Origin of the sequence: Marinobacter sp. bablab_jr008, assembly GCF_016464145.1 — a bacterium.
GTDB lineage: Bacteria > Pseudomonadota > Gammaproteobacteria > Pseudomonadales > Oleiphilaceae > Marinobacter > Marinobacter nauticus.
In genome coordinates this window covers 1-201 of the sequence record NZ_JACDWW010000038.1, presented here as the reverse complement: position 1 = coordinate 201, position 201 = coordinate 1, and the positions used below count along the sequence as shown (strand labels likewise).

The 201-nt window shown below is 53.7% G+C and carries 1 pseudogene; it reads right to left on the bottom strand.

Features of this window, described 5'->3' with window-relative positions:
• Positions 1-21 precede the first annotated feature (21 nt).
• Positions 22-201 (bottom strand): annotated as a pseudogene (locus tag JIF53_RS19305) (cytochrome c biogenesis protein CcdA); the annotation flags it as partial.

The window sequence follows — 201 nt, the reverse complement described above, 5'->3', positions numbered from 1 at the left end:
TGTAGTTTGGCTGTAGGAAGCTCAACCAAGCCTTCCGAGAACCGGAAACGTCGACAACATCCACGACGCAAAGAGTGTCATCCGACCGGTGAGCACCATTACTCCCATTACAACGAGCACCAAGCCAGCAAGCGCTCTCAGCAGTCTACTCCAGCGACTGAGCCAGCGTACTCGTTGCCGAAAGTGTTCAATAAACAGGGC